The sequence below is a fragment of the Citrobacter sp. GW821-FHT02E08 genome (assembly GCF_059421685.1).
In genome coordinates this window covers 1-17,812 of the sequence record NZ_JBWKVL010000006.1, presented here as the reverse complement: position 1 = coordinate 17,812, position 17,812 = coordinate 1, and the positions used below count along the sequence as shown (strand labels likewise).

Here is a 17,812-nt window from a genome sequence, read left to right as displayed (position 1 = left end):
CATTTAGAGATGAGAAATTGAGCTGCAAAAATCGCTGAAACCGCTTCTGGCAAGCGTTCGCACCAAAAAAGCCTTAGGCTTCAATACACCGGTAAAGCATGAAAAAAAAATCCAGGATTAATCCTAATTTTACTCAATGATACAAATTAGAGTGAATTTTTAGTCCGGAATGCTGTCTCGTGGCTAAGGAGTGGGCTCGTACCGGACGCATAATAAATCCCATTGCATTTCCCTCATCGGCAGCTTTTACCAGTTGCGTATGCTCTTCTTCGGTCAATTCATCCGACAACCAACCGATCACGACACTGTAATTTCCTGTGCGCAATGCCCGAATCATTGATTCTAAAGTATGGCACGGAGAAAGCTGGTTTATTTGCATCACCTTAGTGAGGGGAAGTCCTGCTGACTGCACCCATTCACGGCTGAGTTTTTGCTGTGGCGTCAGCCAGAGCTGCCAGCGCGATTGCTGCCCTAATTGTTGCAGCAGGGGCAAAAGGAGTAATTGGGTCATCATGGGCTGGTCTTCGCGGTAGACCACTTCACTGATAAGCCCTGCGGTGGAGTTCTCCGAAGAGACACGCGCAATTCGACCGGAAGTGGAAGAGAGCGCCGAAGAACGATTTGCATAACCTGATGTGTACATAATCAATCCAGCCCTGTGAGTTACTGTATGGATATACAGTAACCCTGTGACCAATAAAGATCAACCTTATTTTCGGAAACAGACTCGCAATTTTTATTCGTCGTCGCAGTAAAAACAAAATTCATCTTGCCCCTTTAGAATAAGTTGCCTATTTTCGTCATTAACGGAGTTGTTACTGCAATTTATTTATTTAGCTTATGATTTAAAAAGGATTTTTATGAGAGCACATTCTTATAGTCGAATCTATAAATCTCAAGAATACCTGGCTTCACTGGGCACGATTGGCTACCGCTCGCTGTTTGGCAGTTACAGTTTGAGTATTGGGGATACTGTCTTTGCGATGGTTGCTAATGGTGAGTTATACCTTCGTGCCTGCGAGCAAAGCGTACAGTACTGTGTGAAACATCCACCTGTCTGGCTGACGTTTATGAAGCGCGGACGTCAGGTAATGCTCCACTATTATCGGGTGGATGAAAGCTTGTGGTGCGACCAGCAGCAACTGGTGTGCTTGTCGCAGTATTCGCTGGATGCGGCGGTAAAGGAAAAACATTCCCGTTTTTCGCAACATCGTCTGAAGGATTTACCGAATATGACCTTTCATCTGGAGATCCTCCTGAACGAAGCGGGGATTAAAGATGAGAGCACATTACGGAATCTGGGGGCGAAAATGAGTTGGCTAAGGCTTCGTCATCTTAATAAATCCCTGACGGTGAAAATTCTCTATTCCCTTGAAGGGGCGATTCTCGGGGTACATGAAGCCGCGCTCCCGGCGGCGCGCCGCCAGGAGCTTGCAGATTGGGTTCAGACACTTATGACAGAACAGGGGTATTAGACGGCAGTTGCGTAATCTGTCGTTGCAGACGACCGATCTCAGGGAGCAACGCGATCAGCAAGCCAATCTGCTGCACGACAAGCGGTTCTTTGCTGTCCGGGAGAGGTTCCAGATGCTGAATCCGCTGTTTTAGCCCCTCCAGCGCCTGATGTACCCGTTGTTCGTCTGCGGGCTGATGATGAAGCGCATCATCGACATAGCATACCGCATCGTCCAGCAGGGTCAGAACTTCCTGATTGGTTAACTGCTCACGGTGAGCGCCTAACGCGGAAATGTAGCTGGTAAAAGTATGGTTGAGGCAGAGTAACCGAAACGCGGCCTCACGCGTTTCTGCGGTGACATCGGGCTCGCTCGACATATTGGACACCACCGATGCCAGCTCTGCATCGCGATTGTGTGCATCCCGGCGGGCAATACGGTAGGCCAGTCGATTATCACGACCCTGGTGATATTGTTCGAGGATTGCATCCAGGTAGCGGCAGTTTGCATCTGTCGCGCGTTCCAGAACACGCGGAAGGTTGCGAAAACGCCAGTCTGGCCAGATGAAACTGACGGCAGCCCACGCGATGGCACAGCCAATGAGAGTATCAATGACGCGCGGCAGAGCGACCTCAAAACCTTCTCCCAGCAAGTTAAAGCACAGCAACACCAGTAAGGTAATGAACATCGTGGCATGGGCATACTGCACATTGCGAAATGCGAAAAACAGCACGCCTGTAATTACCAGCAGGATCAATTGCCCTTCGAGGGAGGGAACGAACCACAATATCGGCAAACCAATGGCGACACCCACCAACGTGCCGATAATCCTCAACGCCAGACGATGTCGGGTGGCGTTATAGTTTGGCTGGCACACAAACAGACTGGTAAGCAGGATCCAGTAACCGTGATCCATTCCGGTTATTTGAATCAAGGCATAACCCAGGCAGAGAACCAACGACATTCTTACTGCGTGACGAAACAGGGCGGAATCTGGCGTGAAATTGCGGCTGAACCGTAGCCAGGTATCGCTGAATCCGTGCGGGCTATCGTCTGCCAACTGATTCTCTGATTCATTGCGAGGCATCGCCTGCGCTTGCTCAGATTCAATCGTGGCCAGTTGCGCATCTATTGCGCGTAAGTTTGCGAGTAAAAATCCCAGCGTTTTCAGTAAGTCTGCTGAAGCGCCGCCAGCCCGCATGCGTTCGAGCGCCGCGTCAAGGTGCGTGAATGCACGTTCAAAATGCGGATCATGTTGATATTGCGTGCGCAGTAAAAGGCAGCGCGACAGATGCATACAGGCTTGCCCTTGCATCGACATCAGACGCTGAAAGCGGAACATCACGTCGCTGTGGCGGAAATGATCGCGTAACGTTTGATACTGGATATGCGATGAACTGGCCCGTTCATGAATATCCTGCGCAACAAAATAGTAGTGCAGCGTGCGGCGCGTACCGCGTTGCCCACGGTCGCCACGCAGACGAGTGAGCAGAGAGATTTTAGTCTGGTTCAGCGTCGCCATCAGTTGCCCGTTGGCCAGCGCTAAATCGTACAAAGGTGCCTGGCTCTCATCTTCAATATCCGGATCATATAACCGGGATTTTAATTCCAGATAATGTGCGAGCTGCTCATAGCTGCGCGCCAGATTATCCTGCAGCGGGCGGATAGGGAATAACAGATGCCCGGTCAGCGTAAGCAGGTTGTACCATACAGCCCCAGCCAGCAGAAACAGTGGTTGCTGGTACCACTGCTCGTACAGCGATGCGCCAAGCATGGTGTAGATGGCGATCAGCAATGCGCCAAAAGCAATGGTCGCGTAGCGCTGACCGAGACCGCCGAGCAAAATAAATCCGCTGGTCGATAACGTCAGGCCAATGGCGAAAAGCCAGGGCCACGGAAACAACAATTCCACGGAGGCGGAGGCGATGAAAAAACAGATCAGGGTGATGATCAGATTGCGCAGACGTCCTGCAAGGCGATCATCCAGATCGGTCAACGCAGCGGCCACCATACCCAGCGTTAGGGGTATGGTCAGTTTTACATCGCCCAGCCACCAGGGCAGGGCCGTTGTGCCACACAGCGCGATAAAAATACGCACATAATATAACCAGGTACTGTTCCAGGTGTACCGCCTAAGCAAGGGACTCAACATAAAGGCCATCAGTCCTGATTATTCAAAACGGCGACGCGCATTCGCTTCGCGCGCAGCCTGAGCGGTTTCAACAGTGACCACGCGGCGGCCAACCGGCCAGAGTGCGATGGCGGCAATTTTAAAGTTCGCAATGCCGACAGGGATCCCGATTATCGTAATGCATTGGGCAATACCGGCAGCAATATGCATCAGGCATAACCACCAGCCGAACAGAATCAGCCAGAAAACGTTGAGTAACGTACCGCCCGTATTCATCAGCGCATTTTTGCCCGCTGGGTTGAGTTCATCCACATGAATCGCTTCGTTGCCGTAGGGAAACAGAGAGAGTTTGGTTATCTCCCAGCACGAGCGTGTCAGGGGTAATGTAAAAATCAGAACGATACTGACGAGTGTCGCCAGTAACCAGGCCAGGGTGGTCGCAAAACCCCCCAACACAAAATTTAGGATATTCAGAACGGTACGCATAAAGCCTCGGTCAAATCTGGTTTTCTATGATTCAAGGCAATTGTAACGTTTTTTTGGGCTGGAGCACGTTTTCTCTGGCGGTTACACTGAGAAGTAAACCTCTCGTGTGGATCCGCTGAGTCATGGAACTGAAAGCAACTTCTCTTGGAAAACGTCTGGCACAACACCCTTACGATCGGGCTGTTATTCTTAATGCCGGTATCAAAGTCTCTGGCGATCGCCATGAATATCTTATTCCATTCAATCAGTTACTGGCTATCCATTGCAAACGCGGCCTGGTGTGGGGAGAGCTGGAGTTCGTCCTGCCGGATGATAAAGTGGTGCGCTTGCACGGTACAGAATGGAGCGAAACGCAACGGTTTCACCATCACCTGGAGGCGCACTGGCAACGCTGGAGTCAGGAGATGAGTGACGTTGCTGCACGGGTATTGCAGGAGCAATTAGACCTCATTGCACAGAGGACGGGGGAAAACACATGGTTGACCCGAGAGCAAACGTCAGGAATTCAGCAGCAAATTCGTCGCGCGTTTGCGGCGCTGCCGTTGCCTGTCAACCGACTGGAATCTTTTGAAAATTGTCGTGATGCATGGCGTAAGTGCCTGGCATGGCTAAAAGATATCGAAGGCTGTCGACTGGCGCATAATCAGGCTTATACCGATGTCATGCTGACAAAATATGCGGCGTTTTTCGAACAGATAGAATCGTCCCCGTTGAATCCCGCACAGGCCAGAGCGGTCGTCAACGGCGAGCATTCGCTGTTGGTTCTTGCCGGGGCTGGCAGTGGCAAAACGTCGGTGTTGGTTGCTCGTGCCGGTTGGCTTTTGGCCCGAGGAGAGGCGGCGGCTGAACAAATTCTGCTGCTGGCTTTTGGCCGTAAAGCAGCCGAAGAGATGGACCAGCGTATTCGCGAGCGGTTGCATACTGAAGAGGTCGCCGCGCGAACGTTCCATGCGCTTGCGCTGCACATCATCCAGCAAGGGAGCAAAAAAGTCCCGACGATCAGTAAACTTGAAAACGACACTGACGCGAGACATCAGCTCTTTATTTCGGCGTGGCGACAGCAGTGCAGTGAGAAAAAGGCCCAGGCAAAAGGCTGGCGGCAGTGGCTGGAAGACGAAATGCAGTGGACCGTGCCGGAAGGCAATTTCTGGGATGATGAAAAGCTGCGACGTCGACTGGCACCACGACTGGATCGTTGGGTGAGTCTGATGCGGATGCATGGCGGCACACAGGCCGAGATGATCGCCAGCGCGCCGGAAGCGATCCGCGACCTGTTCGGTAAACGTATCAAATTGATGGCACCGCTACTGAAAGCGTGGAAAAGCGCGCTGAAAGAGGAAAATGCTGTCGATTTCTCCGGGCTTATTCATCAGGCGATTGTGATCCTTGAAAAGGGGCGCTTTATCAGCCCGTGGAAGCATATTTTGGTTGACGAGTTTCAGGATATCTCCCCGCAACGCGCGGCATTGCTGGCCGCGTTGCGTCGGCAAAACCCACACAGCACATTGTTTGCCGTCGGGGATGACTGGCAGGCCATTTATCGTTTCAGTGGGGCGCAGCTTTCGCTCACGACGGCGTTTCATCAAACGTTTGGCGAGGGCGATCGGTGCGATCTTGATACCACATATCGTTTCAACAGTCGGATCGGTGAAATTGCTAACCGCTTTATCCAGCAGAATCCGCACCAACTCGCAAAACCGCTCAACAGTCTGACAACCGGAGACAAGAAGGCGGTCACGCTGCTGGAGGAAAGTCAGTTGGATGCCTTACTGGATAAGCTTTCTGGTTATGCAAAAGAAGATGAGCGGATTCTGGTACTGGCGCGCTACCATCATTTGAAACCTGCCTGTCTGGATAAGGCCGCGACGCGCTGGCCAAAACTACAGCTGGATTTTATGACCATTCATGCCAGTAAAGGCCAGCAGGCAGACTATGCGATCATCGTCGGGTTACAGGAGGGAAGCGATGGTTTTCCGGCACCGGCGCGCGAGTCAATCATGGAAGAGGCCTTGCTGCCACAGGTGGAAGATTTCCCGGATGCGGAAGAGCGGAGGTTGCTGTATGTGGCGTTGACACGTGCCCGGCATCGCGTGTGGATTTTATTTAATAAAGAAAATCCGTCTTGTTTTGTCGACGATCTGAAGCATCTGGATGTGCCGGTAGCGAGGAAACCTTAAGAAACAGGCGGCAAACGCCGCCTGTAGGCTTATGGCTTGAGGCGTTCGGCCAGGTAGCGCTCATAATCCGGGATCAAAATATCCACTTCATCACTGAAATTCGACGACTGGATAATAAAATCGGCGGTAGAAACGTTGGTGGCAACCGGGATATTCCACACGGTTGCCAAACGCAGCAGCGCTTTGACATCCGGATCGTGTGGTACCGCATTGAGCGGATCCCAAAAGAAAATCAGGACATCAATTTTCCCTTCAGAAATCAGTGCGCCAACTTGCTGGTCGCCGCCCATCGGGCCACTCAGCATGGCGTTTACGTCCATACCTGTCGCGCGTTGAATTAAGTTACCCGTCGTTCCGGTTGCGTAAAGTTCGTGCTTTTCCAGCAATGTCTGATGGCGTTCAACCCAGTTCATCAACATCTTTTTGCAGTGATCGTGTGCAACCAGCGCAATATGTTTGCGCGCCGGCAAAGTGCGAGTCGTCAGTTCCATAGTTCAATTCCGTAGTTAACCTTGCTACAGAGTACTGGAAGCACTTGACGCTGCAAGAGAAAGACGTAAAAAATGCGGACAGTCGTCAAAACGTTATGAGGATGGCTGTTTTTCTGCCCATTTCAGAAAGTTAGTCCGGGTTTGCGGATCGGCTTGTTTAAACCAGTATTTGAGTCGTTGCTCGGTGAGCGTCTGGGATTGTGGCGGAATGGCATCCAGCTCTGAAATCCCCGAAAGCAGGGTGCTGTCATCGGCCATCATCGTAGCAAACTGCGGCAGAGAGGCGTGTTTAGACGCTTTATTATAGCGTTCAGTTTCAAGTTCATAATCAATGATTTTGCCCGTCGAGGTGACGGCCAGAATATCAAGCTTTACAGGGATTGGCATGGCGTCGCCATCGAGAAGTTCAAGGCGTGGCGCGGCATCAAAATGCGCTGTTTCTCGCTCGTTCTCCAGTCGTGGCAGATGAAAATTGACCTGGCTGATGAGCTGAGTATCGAAGCTCACCACCAGGGGGGGTGAGATATAGAGTCGCTCTTCATGGCTGGAGAGGCGAATGGCCTTCTCCACACGAAAAACCAGCTGATGCGGACCATTATCCAGTTCAATACTGTCGGCCCCCCGTAACAGCGAACTGGAGACTTTTTTACCATCTAAAACAAGAAGATCAACATCACTGGAGAGGCGTAATGTGGTGGCGAAAACGGTGGCCGGCAAAATCAATGCAATGAAGGTTGTCACAATGCCGGCTTTCATAGGGTTCTCCTGTCCAAAGACCGCATAATGAATAATGTATCAAAATTTTTCTGTAATCATCTTTACTAACATATAGACATATTTTTAACTTTTGCTCTCATACATTCGTATGGGGCGAATGGTTGGGATGTCGGGTTTGTCGTACACTTTGCAAAACAGCCTGGAGAAAGATGATGAAAGAGACCGATATTGCTGGCATTTTGACGTCCACCCGAACTATTGCGCTGGTGGGGGCGAGTGATAAACCCGATCGCCCGAGCTATCGTGTGATGAAATATCTGCTCGACCAGGGCTATCACGTTATTCCTGTGTCACCCAAGGTTGCCGGGACGACGCTGTTAGGGCAGAAAGGCTACGCGACGCTGGCCGATGTGCCGGAAAAAGTTGATATGGTGGATGTTTTCCGCAATTCAGAAGCCGCGTGGGGCGTTGCGCAGGAGGCGATTGCTATCGGCGCGAAAACGCTGTGGATGCAGTTGGGCGTGATTAATGAGCAGGCTGCGGTACTGGCGCGAGACGCGGGTCTGACCGTCGTGATGGATCGCTGCCCGGCGATTGAAATTCCACGTCTGGGGTTGGCAAAGTAAGTCTGTTCGGTTGCCGGATGGCGCGTTGCTTATCCGGCCCACGGTTCATGGCCGGATAAGACGCGTAGGCCCGATAAGCGAAATGCCACCGGGCACGGGCTAAAATCAGTTACGTAGTCGTGGTGCCTGGAGTTGTTTACGAATCGTGCGGGCCAGTTCATCCATTGAAGGCTGCTCAGGATGCTCGTCCTGAGTTTCGCTACTTAACTGCGCTTCAGCCAGATACGTATGAACAGGCTGACCGTTATCGTCTTCCATCACCACGTGATACCAGGGAGCAGCGCGAAGTTCGTCGTTAACCGCCAACTCATCAGGTGACGGTTCCTCGAGCGAATAGACCGGGTCGATATCCACGACCACTCCGAGATAACCTAACAGGGAATGGCGGACCTGCTGGCCAATACCGAATTTGCTGGCAATCATAGTCACCTCCCGGGAAATTAATACTCTCTATTTGAGGGTAAAATTCCACTTTTCAAGTTACATGACGCGACAGGCAAACCCTTTCAGATACAGCCCTTCCGGGTAGGTAGCGATCACCGGATGATCGGCAGCCTGACGGAACTGCTCTATAAATTGTATATCACGACCAGCATCTAATGCGGCATCGGCGATGATTTTCTGAAATAAATCGGTTGTCATCAGCCCGGAACAGGAAAATGTCAGCAACACGCCGCCTGGATTCAGCAACTGGATTGCCAGCATATTGATGTCTTTATAGCCGCGGCATGCGCCCATCAACTGACTTTTATTTTCGACAAATTTCGGCGGATCCATCACGATCACGTCAAATTTCTCGCCACGATCGCGGTAGGTGCGCAGCAGTTTGAAAACATCGTCACGCACAAACTCGGCTTTGCTGAGATCCAGCTTGTTCAGTTCAACGTTTTGCTTCGCAATGTCCAGCGCTTCCTGAGAGGTGTCGACACTCACGACCTGGCGACATCCGCCCATCAACGCCGATACCGCGAATCCCCCGGTATAGGAGAAACAGTTCAGAACGCGTTGGTTTTCTACATAGCGACGCGTCGCCAGGCGGCTGTCACGTTGATCAAGGTAGTAACCGGTTTTATGTCCGCCCTGAATATCCACCAGCAGCTTCATACCGTGTTCTTCAATGGGAAGCAGGGCAGGAGGCAGTTCACCAGTAACGGGCCCCTGGGTTAACTCCATACCTTCTTTTTTACGCACCGCAACATCGCTGCGGTCATAAATGGCGCATTCGGGATACAGTGTCTGCAATGCGCTGATCAAGGCGGCGCGCTGATATTCTGCTCCCGCGCTCAACAGCTGCAGCACAAGGAAGTTGCCGAAACGGTCGATGGTTACGCCTGGCAGCCCATCAGACTCACCGGCAATCAGCCGATAGCTGTCCAGCCCGTCTTTCTTCGCCAGCCACTCACGCCACTGCTGTGCCTGCTGCAGACGACGGGTGAAGAAGGCGATGTCGATGGATTCCGTTTTATCGAACGTCCAGACGCGTGCACGAATCTGCGACGCAGGCGAATACGCGCCGCGTGCTAACCATTTGCCCTGATGGTCAACAATATCGATGGTTTCACCGAGGTTGGCTTTGCCTTCCATGCGAGCGACCGCACCGGAAAAGACCCACGGATGGCGACGAAGTAAAGATTTTTCGCGCCCTTTGGCTAACACTAAACGTACACTCATAATTTACTATTCTGTCGAATCAAAGAAATGGGCGCCATTGTCCTGAGTTTTGCGAGGATTTGCAACGCGCCCCGCGATGATAAGGAGCACAGCAATGTCAAAAATCTGCATAATCGCCTGGGTGCACGGTCGCGTTCAGGGTGTTGGCTTTCGCTATAGCACGCAGCATGAAGCGCAACGACTGGGATTAACCGGTTACGCGAAAAATCTGGATGACGGTAGCGTAGAAGTGGTGGCCTGCGGCGAAGCTGAGCTCGTTGAAAAACTGCTTAAGTGGCTGAAGGATGGGGGGCCAAGGAGCGCCAGAGTTGACCGGGTTCTCAGTGAACCGCATCGCTCTGGCGCCGAGTTAAAAGGCTTTAGTATTCGCTACTAAATACACTTCACCGGCTTGGGCAGGCCTGCAATTTTTGTGGCCTGTTTAGCCGGGCCTTTCGGGAACAGGCGGTACAGGTAGCGACTGTTGCCTTTCTCTTCACCCAGTTTATTTGCCATGGCTTTTACCAGCATACGGATCGCGGGCGATGTATTAAATTCCAGGTAAAAATCACGGACAAAGCGTACCACTTCCCAGTGTTCTGCCGAGAGGGTTATGCCTTCGTTTTGCGCAATAACAACTGCCAGAGGCTCGCTCCATTGCGACGTCTCTTTCAGATAGCCTTCGCTATCGGTATCGATTTCTTTCCCTTCAAAGATCAACATAATTCTTCACAGCGTGAGTAAAACGGTCGCTAGTTTACCAAAAAACAAAGCCCCGCATAAGCGGGGCTGGATGACACATTTTGTCTCTTAGTCGCGGCTGGCGAAACCCAGAATGCTCAACAGGCTGACAAAGATGTTGTAGAGCGAAACGTACAGGCTGACCGTCGCACGGATGTAGTTAGTCTCACCGCCACGGATAATGTTGCTGGTCTCAAACAGGATGGCACCGGAAGAGATCAGGATAAATACCGCGCTAATAGCAAGATGCAGCGCTGGCAGTTGCAGGAAGATGTTCGCCACCATACCAATCAGTACGACAACCACACCTGCCATCAGCATACCGCCGAGGAAGGACATGTCTTTACGCGTCGTCAGAACGTAGGCGGAGCAGCAGAAAAAGACCAGTGCAGTTCCACCCAACGCCATCGCGATCACATCACCCATACCTGCGGACAGATAGGCATTCAGCATCGGGCCGAGAATGTAGCCCAGGAAGCCGGTAAATGCGAAAGCGGCGAGGATGCCGGTCGGTTTGTTCGCTGTTTTATAGGTCAGGAACATCAGGCCATACATACCCACCAGCGTCAGAATCAGACCCGGAGACGGCAGCATTAATACGGTGCTTGCCGTGGCGGTGATCGCTGAAAACGCCAGCGTCAGGCTCAGCAGAAAATAGGTATTTCTCAGCACTTTGTGCGTGCTGAGTTGCGATGTACGGTCGCGCGAAGAAGTAATTATACGATCCATGAGTCACTCTCTTATGACAGATGTAATTAATGACGGAGGATAAAGAAATCGCTGGCAATGACACAGCGGTTTTACCCATCTTTACGCAGTTGATCTCTAACGGGATAAGCATTTTATTTCAGAAAAATCAGGTAAACCAGTTTAACACACCAATTATGCACTGCGGGGAGATCAACGTCGTATAGGTGACTGAAAATTATTGCTTTATTACATGGCGCCCATTATGAGTGGTGATGTCCTCATCAACAGATCAATAAGGTAAAGGGAATGACTCAACTTAACCCGAGGGTGTTTACGTTTACGCTGTTGGCCGTCAGTCTGATGTCGATAACCACTGCGGCATGGGCAGCGAATGTTCCGGCCGGAACGGTATTGGCAGAAAAACAGGAGCTGGTCAGAAACAACGGTAGCGAACCGGCATCGCTGGACCCACATAAAGTTGAAAGCAATGTCGAGTTCAGTTTAATCAGCGAGATGTTCGATGGACTGGTCGCCGTCACTCCTGAAGGGGCGATTGAACCGCGACTTGCCCTGTCGTGGGAAAATAAAGCCAATACGGTCTGGACGTTCCATTTACGCCCTGGGATCACCTGGTCTGATGGCTCGGCTATCACGACACAGGATATCGTCTGGAGCTGGCAGCGTTTAGTTTCGCCCAAAACGGCCTCTCCGTATGCGACCTATCTGGGGAATATGCATGTACTGAACGCCGCAGAGATTGCACAAGGCAACAAAGCGCCGGGTACGTTGGGGGTCAAAGCCATCAATGACAGAACGCTGGAAATCACGCTAACGCAGCCAACCGCCGCCTTTCTCGCGATGCTGGCCCATCCATCGCTGGTGCCGCTGGATAAAGTCCTGATAGGCCGTTTTGGCGATAAGTGGACAAAACCTGAACATTTCGTCAGCAGCGGAGCCTACACGCTCTCGCAATGGGTGGTGAACGAACGGATTATGACGGTGCGCAACCCTCGCTACTGGGATGACCAACATACTGTTATCAATAAAGTCACCTGGCTGCCTATCAGCTCTGAGGCGGCGGACGTTAACCGCTACAAAGCGGGAGAGATAGATATTGTCTATACCGTGCCGGTGAACCAGTTCGCGCAACTGAAAAAAACAATGGGCGACGAGCTACGCGTCGCACCACAACTGTCTACCTATTACTATCAGTTCAATACCACCCGTGCACCGTTCAATGACCCGCGCGTACGCCGTGCGCTGAATATGGCGCTGGATAAGGACATTATCGCGCAGAAAGTCATGGGGCAGGGGCAACGCGAAGCCTGGGTCATCAGCCAGCCTGATATTGGCGGTGTGACGCTACGTGCGCCTGACTATGCCTCCTGGCCACGGGACAAACGCATCGCAGAGGCGAAAAAACTGTTAGCCGACGCGGGATTTGGTCCGGAGCATCCGCTTTCGTTCAATTTGCTTTATAACACCTCGGAAACGCATCAGCGCATTGCCATTGCGGCGAGTTCGATGTGGAAGAAGAACCTCGGCGTTGAGGCGAAATTACAAAACCAGGAATGGAAAACGATGCTCGATACCATGCATACCGGTAATTTCGATGCGGTTCGTTATGCCTGGATTGCGGATTACGATGATGCGGCAAGTTTCCTGAATACCTATCGTACGGGCGACAGTGAAAACACGAGCAAGTACAGCAATCCGGCGTATGACGAGGCGTTACGTAATGCTGCGAAAGCAGCAACGGTCGCGGAGCGAGGTAAATATTATCAACAGGCTGAAGACATGTTGGGGCAGGACGTACCCGCCATTCCGGTTTATCACTACGTTCGCACCCATCTGGTGAAGCCGTGGGTAGGCGGATTTGTCTCCGACAGTCTGGGGAATTACTACAGCAAAGATATGTACATCATAAAACATTGATGGTTTTGCGCTGAATAAATGGTCAATTTGTTGTTATTTCAGGCTATTAACAGCATTTTGACTATTTTTCAGGCAAATGAACGTTTTGGTGCTTTACAGGTCCGTTCGGGATGTTTATAGTGCGCCTCATTGGAAGCGTGGCCGAGTGGTTGAAGGCACCGGTCTTGAAAACCGGCGACTCGAAAGGGTTCTAGAGTTCGAATCTCTACGCTTCCGCCAAATACAGAGAAGGGGTTACCGAAAGGTAACCCCTTTTTCTTTTTTGGTGTTTTTACCATAAGTTGACGCCTCCTAACCATCGAGTGTCCCTGCTGGAAGCAATAGCTGCCATAGACCCTATTAAAGTTATGGTTATTGTGGTCTGGGGGTATCATGTACCGCTGAAGTCATCGTCATTCCAGAGTTAACCATCTCTTCAGGTTCACCAGCCCAAAGATGAACACTGTGCTTACAGTAGAGTCATCTTTAGCGTTTGATACGTGCTTTCATCTTGAGTGTTCTGGCGCGGTTAAGCGTTTTGAAGCGCAACCTGGAGTGCCCCCGAGCCGTACATTATTCAGCACTGAATTATCCGACGCCATCAGAGTTTGCAGCAGGCTGGCGAAACGGAAAAATTAAAGGTAAACAAACCGACATTACTCACTGACGGTAGTCTCTAATTCTGGGGACAGGTCACATCATACATAATGACCTCGTTTATGATGTTGATGGCAGGTAAATATAAGTTAGTTTCGGTATGTCAACGAAGCGGTACTAATAATGTATTATTTTCAGGTTTTTTTATAAACTTTTATATTATTGATTTTAGCGTGTCTATATTAATAATTAATTTTTTCTTTATGATTTATTCAATATTCATCTGGAAAATTTCACCTATCGTGTTGTATTGCTGGATAGTTAAAGCGCGGCTATCAGCGCAACGTTGGTCGGTTAATTACCGGTGGTTCATTTTCGCTGTTTAATATTATTGACGGTTGTTAACTTTATGGCTTTATTAAATATCAGGGGATCGCTTGTCTGAAGCCTGTTATCACTTTGGCAAAGTAAGTCGTCGCGATTTTCCAGTGGGAGCTGAGCATATCCATCGTAGGGTCATTTTGTGAAGTGAAGGGGGAATATAGATCGTTTGCCCCCTCGGAGCTCGGAGCTGCTCTGTCTACTCGCTCAGTTAGCAATTGCAGGCGCGTAATCCGAGTGCCGCGTACAGGCTTCGCCTTTTCGTGCCCTTTCATAATCATTCTTGAGAGAAATGAACATGGCCGATATTAATAAGCATGACCCTAAATTTATCCTCCTGCAAACCTCGATAGCACAAGCGTATGTCGACGGTGTCAACTTTAATTTACTCTCCAACCCTCTGCTTCCATTCGGTATTCGTACCTTCGATGGTAGCTTTAACCACCTGGTCACAGGGCAGAACAAGTTTGGTGCCATAGACCACTCCTTCCTGCGCGTGTTTGATCACGCGTTTCAAACGGGATACGCCGGGATATGGTCAGTTATAGATCCGCCGCGATCGGTTATCAGTAACCAGACCGCCAACATCTTACCCGCAGTTGAAGTGAACAAAGGTCCCGATCCGGTCATCAGCACCGGTCTGGATGGTGTGTTTGGCACGCCGTCGCCGCAGGAGGTTGTTGAGCTGGCGTCGAAATCCAGGCCTTCTACGCTGACCCAGGACACGAGCACAGTGCCTGACGGCATGAACACCATGTCGAAAGCTGCCGATCCCATTATCTTAGCGAGCAAGGAAACGTCGGCGGATGACGATGACGATGATGATGGCGATGACGATGTCGGCGGCGACGGTGCCTTCCCGCTCAACGCCAGTGATGTCGCCAACCTGAAGAATCTGGTCAACGGGCGTGAAGGCGGTGAAGACAACGATGCGCTCGGGATCCGCGATCTCGAAGGCACCGGCAATAACCGTGTTCACCTTGACTATGGTTCGGCCGATCAGCCGTTCACACGACTCACCGACGCGCACTACGGCGCCTGGAATGAGACGACTCACAACCGCGACATCAATCCCCTGTTCTCCGGGCTGGATCCGCGTGCCATCAGCAATATCCTTGGCGCACAGGAAGCAAACCTTTCCGGAAACGCCGCTGGCGTGAACAGCTTGTTCACGGCCTTCGGTCAGTACTTCGATCACGGTCTCGATTTCCTCGGTAAGGGAGGTAACGGAACGATCCAGATTGGCGCTCCGGGCACGGTTCCAAATCCTGCTGACCTGACTCGCGGCACCGTTGACAGCATTGATGCCAATGGCATCCCGCAGCATCTCAATAAGACATCGCCATTCGCTGACCAGAACCAAACTTATGGCTCGAACGAACTCGTCGGCCAGTTCCTGCGCGAAGGCGACGGACATGGCGGGTTTACGGGCAAGCTGTTGGAAGGCGGAGTGGATCCCTCAAATCCGAATTTCAAGCTGCTGCCCACGCTGAGCGAACTGATCCTGCATCACTGGAACAACAACACGCTGTTCACCGACAACTCGCTGCCGGGCGACCATAGCGTGACCTTCCGGGAGTACTTCGCCGGACTGGTCGACAGCAATGGCGTTATCAACAAGTCGATGCTTCCTGCCATGACGTCTAATTTCATGGGAAGTGGCTTTGCGCTGCTGCTCGACACCAACCCCTTTATCAACCTGCTCGACCACTACGTAGCGGGTGATGGACGTGCGAACGAGAACATCGCACTCACTGCGATCCACAACATCTGGGAGCGGAATCACAACTTCCATGTCAACGGATTGCTCGAAGCCGGATTCGAGGGCACTGCTGAAGAACTGTTCCAGGCCGCCAAGATAATCAACGAGGCTGAGTATCAGCGCGTTATTTACACCGACTTTGCCGACAAGTTGCTTGGTGGCATGAGAGGCGAGGGCGATCACGGCTTCGCCGGGTACAATCCGGAAGTGGATGCACGCGTCTCGCACGAGTTCGCGACTGCAGCTTACCGGTTCGGTCATTCGCTGATAGGGCAGACGCTGACGGTGCTCGACGCTCAGGGCAATGCAACGCAGGTACCGCTGTTCGACGCGTTCCTCAACCCGACCAACGATACGAGTGCGTTCATCCTCCCCAGTGGGCAATTGCCTTACTCTCCCAAGCCAGGCTTCGAGCAACTGGGTGTCTCCGGGATCATTGCCGGTGGTGTTGTCCAGCAAGCGGAAGAAGTCGACGTCAATATCGTCGATGCTGTCCGAAATGACCTCATACGTACCAGTGCTGACGTGTTCGCCTTCGACGTCGCCCGCGAGTGGGACGTCGGTCTGGGTTCGATGAACCAGATCCGGGCCGACCTGATGGCCTCTCTCGATCCGTATGTGAAGGAGGCGGTCAGCTTTGCTGGCGATCTCACACCCTACAGTTCGTGGGAGGATTTCCAGGCACGGAACGATCTCAGCGATACAGTCATTGAGCAATTCAAGCAGGCGTATCCAGACCTCGTGCTGGAAGATGCTCAAATTGCAGACTTCCTGGCGGCGAATCCTGGCTATAAATTTGTCAACGGAAACACCGTCAAAGGCATCGACAGAGTTGATCTGTTCGTTGGCGGACTCGCCGAGAAGCACATCAATGGCGGTGTGGTTGGTCAGACTTTCTGGGTCATCATCCACGAGCAACTTGACCGGATCCAGGAAGGTGACCGGTTGTATTATCTCGACCGCGTGGAGCATCTGGACCTCTACGAGGTTATCGAGGAGCAGGGCTTTGCCGGGATCGTGGCACGCAACACGGGCCTGACCAATCTTCCCGAGAACATCTTCGGGACGAGTCAGCTCGATAATCCACCGGTCGTTGCCAACCGCAACCTCGTCCTCAATGGTGGGAACGGCATTGACGTCCTCAATGGTGGGCTTGGCGACGACGTCCTCAATGGTGGTGGCAGCAACGACACGCTCAACGGTGGGGCCGGCAACGACACACTCAACGGCGGCACTGGCGCCGATGTGATGGTGGGTGGTCTCGGCAATGATACCTATATTGTTGATAATACTGGCGACGTTGTCACTGAAGGTCTTAATGGCGGGACGGATGGCATCCAGACCACCCTCAACAATTACACGTTGGGCAATAACGTTGAAACACTGGTGTTCACCGGGACAGGCGCTTTCACTGGCAAAGGGAATGCCATTGCCAACACCATCACGGGTGGCAGCGGTAATGACTTTTTGTATGGGATGGGAGGAAACGACCAACTGAACGGTGGGGCAGGAAATGACTCCCTTGATGGCGGTGACGGTGCCGATAACCTTCAGGGCGGGGCTGGCAACGATAACCTGATAGGCGGAGCGGGTAACGATAGACTCGAGGGTGGCCAGGGTGCCGATAGCATGACGGGGGGGGCCGGAGATGACGTTTATCTGGTTGATAATGCTATGGACAGTGTCAAGGAAGCTCTTAATGGCGGGACGGATGTTGTCCAGACCACCCTCCAAAATTACACGTTGACCAATAACGTTGAAACACTGGTGTTCGCCGGGACAGGCGCTTTCACCGGCAAAGGGAATGCCATTGCCAACACCATCAACGGTGGCAGCGGTAATGACTTTTTGTATGGGATGGGAGGAAACGACCAACTGAATGGCGGGGCAGGAAATGACTTCCTTGAAGGTGGTGAGGGTGTAAGTATCCCGCATAATCGTGCCATTCACATTTAGAGATCATCCGGCATACTCAATCTGCCAACGAAGGAGATC

The 17,812-nt window shown here is 51.8% G+C and carries 15 protein-coding genes and 1 tRNA gene; 7 read left to right on the top strand and 9 right to left on the bottom strand.

The window, feature by feature from the left end; all coding sequences use genetic code 11:
• Positions 1 to 133: 133 nt before the first annotated feature.
• Positions 134 to 643 carry an SOS-induced cell division inhibitor SulA gene (gene sulA / locus AC07UY_RS10050; protein ID WP_494659517.1) on the bottom strand — a complete coding sequence of 170 codons (510 nt, stop codon included), beginning with the start codon at positions 641 to 643 and terminating at the stop codon, positions 134 to 136.
• A 217-nt stretch (positions 644 to 860) separates the two neighbouring features.
• Here sulA and AC07UY_RS10045 point away from each other — a divergent pair, with 217 nt between their 5' ends.
• A complete protein-coding gene (locus AC07UY_RS10045) occupies positions 861 to 1,475 on the top strand; it encodes a TfoX/Sxy family DNA transformation protein (protein ID WP_494659518.1) in 615 nt (204 codons plus the stop codon).
• On the opposite strand, the gene yccS is transcribed toward AC07UY_RS10045, so the two are convergent.
• Both yccS and AC07UY_RS10035 read right to left on the bottom strand, forming a co-directional pair.
• Positions 1,453 to 3,606: a YccS family putative transporter gene (gene yccS, locus AC07UY_RS10040; protein WP_203358246.1), complete on the bottom strand. Its 2,154-nt coding sequence runs from the start codon at positions 3,604 to 3,606 to the stop codon at positions 1,453 to 1,455. The two genes, AC07UY_RS10045 and yccS, sit on opposite strands and share 23 nt — an antisense overlap.
• A gap of 18 nt (positions 3,607 to 3,624) precedes the next feature.
• Positions 3,625 to 4,071 carry a YccF domain-containing protein gene (locus tag AC07UY_RS10035; RefSeq protein ID WP_276292182.1) on the bottom strand — a complete coding sequence of 149 codons (447 nt, stop codon included), beginning with the start codon at positions 4,069 to 4,071 and terminating at the stop codon, positions 3,625 to 3,627.
• Positions 4,072 to 4,193: 122 nt separating this feature from the next.
• On the opposite strand from AC07UY_RS10035, the gene helD reads away from it, so the two are divergent.
• Positions 4,194 to 6,248 carry a DNA helicase IV gene (gene helD, locus AC07UY_RS10030; protein ID WP_494659520.1) on the top strand — a complete coding sequence of 685 codons (2,055 nt, stop codon included), beginning with the start codon at positions 4,194 to 4,196 and terminating at the stop codon, positions 6,246 to 6,248.
• Positions 6,249 to 6,277: 29 nt separating this feature from the next.
• Here the strand turns inward: helD and mgsA are convergent, their stop codons facing one another.
• Entirely contained in the window at positions 6,278 to 6,739 is a 462-nt protein-coding gene (mgsA, locus tag AC07UY_RS10025; protein ID WP_494701116.1) for a methylglyoxal synthase, read from the bottom strand.
• Between the two features lie 93 nt (positions 6,740 to 6,832).
• A complete protein-coding gene (gene csgI, locus AC07UY_RS10020; RefSeq protein ID WP_494659522.1) occupies positions 6,833 to 7,495 on the bottom strand; it encodes a curli synthesis inhibitor in 663 nt (220 codons plus the stop codon).
• A 173-nt stretch (positions 7,496 to 7,668) separates the two neighbouring features.
• Here csgI and AC07UY_RS10015 point away from each other — a divergent pair, with 173 nt between their 5' ends.
• Complete coding sequence (locus tag AC07UY_RS10015; RefSeq protein WP_192614325.1) at positions 7,669 to 8,082, top strand: CoA-binding protein; 414 nt, start codon at positions 7,669 to 7,671, stop codon at positions 8,080 to 8,082.
• Positions 8,083 to 8,187: 105 nt separating this feature from the next.
• On the opposite strand, the gene hspQ is transcribed toward AC07UY_RS10015, so the two are convergent.
• Both hspQ and rlmI read right to left on the bottom strand, forming a co-directional pair.
• Positions 8,188 to 8,505, bottom strand: a complete 318-nt coding sequence (gene hspQ, locus AC07UY_RS10010; RefSeq protein ID WP_162382774.1) for a heat shock protein HspQ — start codon at positions 8,503 to 8,505, stop codon at positions 8,188 to 8,190.
• Between the two features lie 57 nt (positions 8,506 to 8,562).
• Positions 8,563 to 9,753, bottom strand: a complete 1,191-nt coding sequence (gene rlmI, locus AC07UY_RS10005; protein WP_203358241.1) for a 23S rRNA (cytosine(1962)-C(5))-methyltransferase RlmI — start codon at positions 9,751 to 9,753, stop codon at positions 8,563 to 8,565.
• Positions 9,754 to 9,847: 94 nt separating this feature from the next.
• Between rlmI and yccX the strand changes: the two genes are divergently transcribed.
• Complete coding sequence (gene yccX / locus AC07UY_RS10000) at positions 9,848 to 10,129, top strand: acylphosphatase (RefSeq protein ID WP_494701115.1); 282 nt, start codon at positions 9,848 to 9,850, stop codon at positions 10,127 to 10,129.
• Here yccX and tusE read toward each other — a convergent pair.
• Together tusE and yccA are read right to left on the bottom strand one after the other, a co-directional pair.
• Positions 10,126 to 10,455, bottom strand: coding sequence for a sulfurtransferase TusE (gene tusE / locus AC07UY_RS09995; RefSeq protein WP_494701114.1), 330 nt, complete (start codon positions 10,453 to 10,455; stop codon positions 10,126 to 10,128). The two genes, yccX and tusE, sit on opposite strands and share 4 nt — an antisense overlap.
• An 87-nt stretch (positions 10,456 to 10,542) precedes the next feature.
• Positions 10,543 to 11,202, bottom strand: coding sequence for an FtsH protease modulator YccA (gene yccA / locus AC07UY_RS09990; protein ID WP_494701113.1), 660 nt, complete (start codon positions 11,200 to 11,202; stop codon positions 10,543 to 10,545).
• 267 nt (positions 11,203 to 11,469) lie between these two features.
• Between yccA and AC07UY_RS09985 the strand changes: the two genes are divergently transcribed.
• The 3 genes from AC07UY_RS09985 (at position 11,470) to AC07UY_RS09975 (ending at position 17,773) form a co-directional block, all read left to right on the top strand.
• Positions 11,470 to 13,098 (top strand): ABC transporter substrate-binding protein, encoded by a 1,629-nt coding sequence (locus AC07UY_RS09985; RefSeq protein WP_494659524.1) that lies wholly within the window; start codon positions 11,470 to 11,472, stop codon positions 13,096 to 13,098.
• Between the two features lie 131 nt (positions 13,099 to 13,229).
• A tRNA-Ser gene (locus AC07UY_RS09980) sits at positions 13,230 to 13,317 on the top strand.
• Between the two features lie 1,036 nt (positions 13,318 to 14,353).
• Entirely contained in the window at positions 14,354 to 17,773 is a 3,420-nt protein-coding gene (locus tag AC07UY_RS09975; protein WP_494701112.1) for a peroxidase family protein, read from the top strand.
• The last annotated feature ends 39 nt before the right edge of the window (positions 17,774 to 17,812 follow it).